We start from the raw sequence: 6,126 nt of genomic DNA, 5'->3' as shown, positions 1-6,126 counted from the left end.
TGTTTTACCGTGGTCAACGTGGCCGATAGTACCAACGTTAACGTGCGGTTTCGTACGTTCAAATTTTTCTTTAGACATGAGTGGTCCCTCTAGGTACGGATTTAGGTGGCCCAAATTGACCACGCAACCAAAAAAAGATAATTGGTAAATCTAATATCAAAAGGAAATAAACTTGAGAGCTGGTGCTGATAGGCAGACTCGAACTGCCGACCTCATCCTTACCAAGGATGCGCTCTACCACCTGAGCTATATCAGCACTCAAATTAGAGTGGAGCGGGCAGCGGGAATCGAACCCGCATCATCAGCTTGGAAGGCTGAGGTAATAGCCATTATACGATGCCCGCAACACGTAACTCTGAGAGCTATTTCCTAAAGAATATGGTGGAGGGGGACGGATTCGAACCATCGAAGGCAGTGCCGGCAGATTTACAGTCTGCTCCCTTTGGCCACTCGGGAACCCCTCCAAATTTTCAAGCCATTCAGACTACTAAAGGAAAGAATGGTGCCGACTACCGGAATCGAACTGGTGACCTACTGATTACAAGTCAGTTGCTCTACCTACTGAGCTAAGTCGGCATAAGTGGTGCGCATTCTATTGAATGATTTTCGAGGTTGCAATAGTAATTTTAAAAAAAATCATAAAATTCGATTTTTTAGATTCGTTTGCTGCAAATTCGTACAAACTTGGCTTTTTTAAAGTAAACTTCGACCTTTGTCGTTTGCTTTGAAGTTCGCTTGATGTATGTTCTTGCTTCTACTAAACCAAGGATAAAAGAGACCCATGAGTCCATTTTTGTCATTTGACCGTGCAAATTGGGCCGAGTTAAGAAACTCTGTACCGATGACACTTTCTGAAGACGACTTGACTGCGCTTCAGGGCATTAATGAAAACCTAACCATGGAGGAAGCGGTAGAAATCTACCTTCCTTTGTCTCGTCTTTTGAATCTTTACGTCCAAGCGCGTCAAAGCCGCAACTCTGTATTACAACAATTCTTGAATACGGAAGAACATGCCCCTCCTTTTGTGATTGGTATCGCCGGCAGTGTCGCTGTAGGCAAAAGTACGACAGCTCGTATTCTGACCGCATTGCTTTCTCGTTGGGAGAATCATCCCAAAGTGTCCTTGGTCACTACAGATGGCTTTCTATATCCGAAAAAGGTACTAGAAGAACGCGGTATCATGCATCGTAAAGGGTTTCCTGAGTCCTATGATATCAAGCGTTTAGTCGAGTTCATGTCTGACGTAAAGGCGGGAAAACCCGATCTTGAAGTACCCATCTATTCTCACATCACGTATGACATTACTGATGAACTAAGAAAAGTGGATAGACCCGATGTTCTTATCATTGAAGGTTTAAACGTTCTACAAAGTGGAATGGATTATCCGCATGATCCACATCGCGTCTTTGTCTCTGATTTTTTGGATTTTTCGATCTATGTCGATGCTGAAACAGAGACAATTGAACAGTGGTATGTGGAACGATTTTTAAAGTTTCGCCAAGGGGCTTTTACTAAACCCGGTTCTTATTTTAGTCACTACACGCAACTGTCAGTCGATGAAGCAAAGCAAAAAGCGAAACAAATTTGGCATGATATTAATGGGCTCAACTTGGAGCTGAATATTCTTCCAACCCGAGAAAGAGCCCATTTGATTCTACACAAAGGCGTCAACCACTTGGTTGATAAGGTATCTTTGCGAAAGTAATTGAACGTCAATCGCTTTTACGCAACGAGATTTCACCACCAATGTAAGTCTCTAGCCCTTGGGAGGTTTCGAGTAATATCCCGCCTTGATGATCAATGCCGCGTACGACGCCGTGCACCTCTCTAGGTCCGATGAGCAGCTTGACTTGACGATTGAGAAAGTTATCTAATCGATTCCAACGTTCGACAAAGCTGGTAAGTCCTTTCAGTTCATACTCGATAAGTGCGGAATTCCAATGCTGGATAAGCGTCGTCGCTAGGACATTTCTATCGATCACGAGACTCTCGTTTACCTGATTCAATGTTGTCCATGGTTGATCAATCTCAGGTTGCTCATCAGGCATTCCAATATTGAGCCCCATCCCAATCACAAGATGAGCAGCACCACCGGCCTGCCCTGACATCTCCACTAAGATTCCTGCCAGTTTTTTATCTTGATAATACAGGTCATTTGGCCACTTGAGTTTAACGCCTTGTATGCCCATTTCTTCTAGTGCTTCCACTGCGGCAATACCAATAACAAGGCTTAAGCCCATTGCCGCGGCCATTCCCGCATCTAATCGCCAGTACATGGATAGGTATAAGTTAGAGCCAAATGGAGAGATCCATTGTCTACCGCGGCGACCACGTCCTTGTGCTTGATACTCAGCTATACAAACACGGCCCTTTTCTGACTCTGCAACTCTATCAAGCAAATACTGGTTGGTTGAGTTAATCACAGGAACAAGCTCAACAAGTGACTCCGCACTAGCAGTAAGGAGAGCTTCATCTAGCAACTGCAATGGTGATGCCAACTGGTAACCGCGCCCTTGCACTCGATAAATATCAATGCCCCACTCACTAAGACCTTTAATATGCTTAGCTATTGCCGCTCTGGATACATTCAGGGCTTCGCCCAGCGCCTCTCCAGAATGAAACTCGCCGTTACTTAATGACTTTAAGATATGAAGTTTCGTAGAGTGATCTTTTCTCATCTTAACGCCTCGATCTGAGCCAAGTTGGTTTCCCCGGTACGGTTCAGAAATCGCACTTCATGCTCAAGTTCTATTTGGTATTTATCCCACACTGCCTGCTTCACTAGGGAAGCAAGTGCGACAACATCATCGGCACTGCAGTTGTCCATGTTGGTCAAAACCAAGGCTTGCATAGGGTTGACCTGTGCACCATGCACAGACTTCCCCTTTAATCCGCACTGATCAATCAGCCAACCAGCCGCGACTTTCATTCCGCCAGGAGTTGGATAGGCCACGATATTAGTTTGTTGCTTCATGAGCCGATCATAATGATCTTGAGTGATCACTGGGTTTTTAAAGAAACTCCCTGCGTTACCTACTTTGGCTGGATCCGGCAGTTTCTCCGTTCGCACTTGGCAAACTCGCTCGAAGATTGTTGCTGGGCTAAGTTGTTCTTCCGGAATATCTTTTAAAGGACCATATTGATTAATCGGTTGCCATTGCTTAGCCAACTTAAGCCCTAGTGCGGTAATAAAGCACTTTTCATGCAAAGCGTGTTTAAAAATGGAGTCTCGGTAGCCAAAGTCACAGTCTCTGGCGCTCATTCTTCTATGTTCAAATGTAGTTAGATCAAGAACATCCACGTAATCACAAATGTCTTTTAGTTCTAGCCCATAGGCTCCAATGTTTTGAATAGGAGCCGAGCCTGCACAGCCAGGGATCAGGGCTAGGTTTTCTAACCCACCAATTCCCTGACTCACACACCAGGAAACCAACTCAGGCCAGTCTTCACCACCTGCAACATGCAATAGGTATTGGTCATCCGTTTCCGTCACATCTTTACCCATGATTCGATTAACGATCACTAACCCGTCAAAATGCTCAGTGAAAAGAACATTACTTCCTTTACCTAAAAAAAGCTTCGGTAAATGGGTGAATCTCGGGTCTTGAAATAGTTGAATAACCTCCTCGAGCGACTCGATGGTGGCTAAATAGGAACACGACTGTTCAATCCCAAAAGTATGGTAAGCCTTAAGGCTTGCATTTGTTTTAATTTGCATAGTAGGTTTGCAACGTCAGATAAGATTCTCTTAAACTGTCGACATTCTACATTAGTTATCTTTTAACCGCAGTGACAATACCTGACTCATTAATCATAGAAGTGTTAAATCCTATCAAGCTCCCTCTCATTAAGAGGTTGTACAAAGCGCATTACCCTTCGGGTCGAGCCAAAAAGGATGAACTGATCATTACAGCGAGCCATAAAGGTGAAATTGTTGCGTTACTACGCTTAAAAACCGTAGATAGATCTCGGTTGCTGACGGGAATGCTGGTCATTCCGACACTTAGGGGAACTGGCATTGGAAAAGAACTACTAACTCATTGTAAAAACAATGTTTTCACTGATGGCGATTATTGCTTCGCGTTTACACATCTCGAATCCTATTATTCCAAGCATGGATTCAAAACCATTGATTGCTCTGAGCTACCACACCCGCTAAAAATGGCATTTCAACGCTATGTAGATAGCGGTAAAGATCTCATTCCAATGCAATTCATCTCTTCAACGACATCAAAACGCGCGCTTTTGTAGCCAGGTAAATCATATCTTTGATAAAATGGCAGGTTCGCAATATTGCACTAAACTAAGGTACTCATACCGATATGATAGTAAGTAGGAATCCATTCGAACAGTTGCCAAGTCTCGCTGTCAATCCGGAAGACTTTGATGTTCTGTATTCAGCAGAATCATTCAGGACTCGTCTTTTGGATGCAATCAGTAAAGCAACGTCGCGAATTTACCTAGTCGCTCTATATCTGGAAGATGATGAAGCTGGACGTGAAATCCTCACTGCGCTTTATGAAGCGAAACAGCGTAATCCTGGGTTGGACATCAATATCTGTGTCGACTGGCATCGAGCGCAGCGTGGCCTTATTGGTGCGGAAACATCTGAGGGTAATTCTGCGCTTTACAAAGCGTATGCCAATAAGTACCAACACCCGATCCCTGTCTATGGTATACCTGTGCGTGGCAGAGAGGTTTTTGGGGTACTGCATTTAAAAGGCTTCATTGTCGATGATACTGTCATCTACAGTGGGGCAAGCTTAAATAACGTTTATCTGCACTATCACGAACGGTATCGCTTTGATCGTTACCATGTGATTCGACATGAGTCTTTAGCTAATTCAATGGTGCAATTCATTCAGGAAGAGATGATTGCTCACCCAGCTGTCAATGATCTTGCTGGAAAAGATAAGCCAGAAACCAAAGAAATTAAGTCGGCGATTCGTCAACTGAGAGCTTCACTTGCTCAAGCTAATTATCAGTTTGAAGACCAACCTGCAACAGAGGAAAGTGTAAAAATCACCCCGCTAGTTGGTCTAGGCAAACGCCGCAATCTGCTCAATCAACAGATTGTAAAGTTACTAGCGGCCGCCCAAAACGAAATCTTTATCTGTACGCCTTACTTTAACTTCCCTAAAGCGCTGCATCGTGAAGTGAAGCGAGCCATGAAACGCGGTGTGAAAGTAACTATTGTTGTGGGCGACAAGACAGCAAACGATTTTTATATTGCCCCTGAGGAAGACTTTAAAACCATTGGTGGACTTCCATATCTGTATGAAGTAAACCTACGCCGCTTTGCGAAAGCAAATGAAGCGAATATCGCTGCGCGTAAACTGTCAATTCACCTCTGGAAGCATGACAATAATAGCTTCCATCTCAAAGGCATTTGGGTTGATAAACGCTATATGCTACTGACGGGGAATAACTTAAATCCTCGGGCTTGGTCACTTGATCTAGAAAATGGACTTCTCATCCAAGACAATTATGCGAAACTCACTGATAAGTTCGAAGATGAGGTTTCGCGTATCCTTGAGCATACCCACCTTATCTGTACTTATAAACAGTTAGAAAAAGTGGAAGATTATCCGATAGGGGTGCAACGGTTAGTAAGAAAAATAACCCGCCTAAAAGCAGATGGGGTTTTAAAACGCATCCTGTAAGCATAATTAACTTCAAAGCTCAGCATTTTCCTGCTGGGCTTTTTTATTATTCCTAGATCCAACAGCTTAATACTCTATTAGACCTCTATATTAGTAGACTTCAGTAAATAAGCTTGCGAGACGCAACTTAACCCCAAACGCAACAACCTAGAATCTAGAAAGGCAATACATGCGTTAGTGGCTAGGTGCTTAATAACTCAGTCTTCCGATCTTACTCTTTCTTACACTACGCTAGTGAATAAGCTTTCTAACACGTAATAAAGGGGAGCTTTAATGAGTCAGCATAGGGGATAAAAACTAGCGCTCGAGACTGGGATCCTGTTCAGCAGGAACTGCGCATCAACTCGTTCATGACAGGGCTTAGAAAGCATAGCGAAGAGGGAAGTCTGCCTCTCGATGCAAGGTTTCAATATGGAAATGAGGTTAAGGTAAGTCGGGTAACCAAAACGAAAAAAGCCCCAGT

The 6,126-nt window shown here is 43.7% G+C and carries 5 protein-coding genes and 4 tRNA genes; 3 read left to right on the top strand and 6 right to left on the bottom strand.

Annotated elements, in window-relative coordinates:
* Window positions 1-180: 180 nt before the first annotated feature.
* The 4 genes from ACWPOD_RS23535 to ACWPOD_RS23520 form a co-directional block, all read right to left on the bottom strand.
* Window positions 181-256: transfer RNA gene (locus ACWPOD_RS23535), tRNA-Thr, on the bottom strand.
* A 13-nt stretch (window positions 257-269) separates the two neighbouring features.
* Window positions 270-344 (bottom strand) — tRNA-Gly (locus ACWPOD_RS23530).
* Between the two features lie 35 nt (window positions 345-379).
* Window positions 380-464, bottom strand: a tRNA-Tyr gene (locus tag ACWPOD_RS23525).
* Window positions 465-500: 36 nt separating this feature from the next.
* Window positions 501-576, bottom strand: a tRNA-Thr gene (locus ACWPOD_RS23520).
* Window positions 577-781: 205 nt separating this feature from the next.
* Between ACWPOD_RS23520 and coaA the strand changes: the two genes are divergently transcribed.
* The gene (coaA, locus tag ACWPOD_RS23515; protein WP_005398335.1) at window positions 782-1,705 is read left to right on the top strand and encodes a type I pantothenate kinase; all 924 of its coding nucleotides are present in this window, start codon (window positions 782-784) and stop codon (window positions 1,703-1,705) included.
* 7 nt (window positions 1,706-1,712) lie between these two features.
* On the opposite strand, the gene birA is transcribed toward coaA, so the two are convergent.
* The gene (gene birA / locus ACWPOD_RS23510) at window positions 1,713-2,678 is read right to left on the bottom strand and encodes a bifunctional biotin--[acetyl-CoA-carboxylase] ligase/biotin operon repressor BirA (protein ID WP_046874693.1); all 966 of its coding nucleotides are present in this window, start codon (window positions 2,676-2,678) and stop codon (window positions 1,713-1,715) included.
* Window positions 2,675-3,718 (bottom strand): UDP-N-acetylmuramate dehydrogenase, encoded by a 1,044-nt coding sequence (murB, locus tag ACWPOD_RS23505; RefSeq protein WP_456232297.1) that lies wholly within the window; start codon window positions 3,716-3,718, stop codon window positions 2,675-2,677. The genes birA and murB overlap by 4 nt, the downstream gene beginning before the upstream one ends.
* Window positions 3,719-3,819: 101 nt before the next feature.
* Here murB and ACWPOD_RS23500 point away from each other — a divergent pair, with 101 nt between their 5' ends.
* Both ACWPOD_RS23500 and pssA read left to right on the top strand, forming a co-directional pair.
* The gene (locus tag ACWPOD_RS23500) at window positions 3,820-4,251 is read left to right on the top strand and encodes a GNAT family N-acetyltransferase (protein ID WP_031780708.1); all 432 of its coding nucleotides are present in this window, start codon (window positions 3,820-3,822) and stop codon (window positions 4,249-4,251) included.
* 71 nt (window positions 4,252-4,322) lie between these two features.
* Window positions 4,323-5,663, top strand: coding sequence for a CDP-diacylglycerol--serine O-phosphatidyltransferase (gene pssA, locus ACWPOD_RS23495; protein ID WP_031780707.1), 1,341 nt, complete (start codon window positions 4,323-4,325; stop codon window positions 5,661-5,663).
* The last annotated feature ends 463 nt before the right edge of the window (window positions 5,664-6,126 follow it).

Source organism: Vibrio sp. JZG120, assembly GCF_053890955.1.
The sequence above is the reverse complement of the archived record's forward strand: the minus strand, read 5'-3'. Positions and strand labels throughout refer to the sequence as shown.

Bases quoted from the DNA above. Each gene is read 5' to 3' on its own strand.
- coaA (WP_005398335.1), top strand. From the start codon at position 782: ATGAGTCCATTTTTGTCATTTGACCGTGCAAATTGGGCCGAGTTAAGA.
- birA (WP_046874693.1), bottom strand. From the start codon at position 2,678: ATGAGAAAAGATCACTCTACGAAACTTCATATCTTAAAGTCATTAAGT.
- murB (WP_456232297.1), bottom strand. From the start codon at position 3,718: ATGCAAATTAAAACAAATGCAAGCCTTAAGGCTTACCATACTTTTGGG.
- pssA (WP_031780707.1), top strand. From the start codon at position 4,323: ATGATAGTAAGTAGGAATCCATTCGAACAGTTGCCAAGTCTCGCTGTC.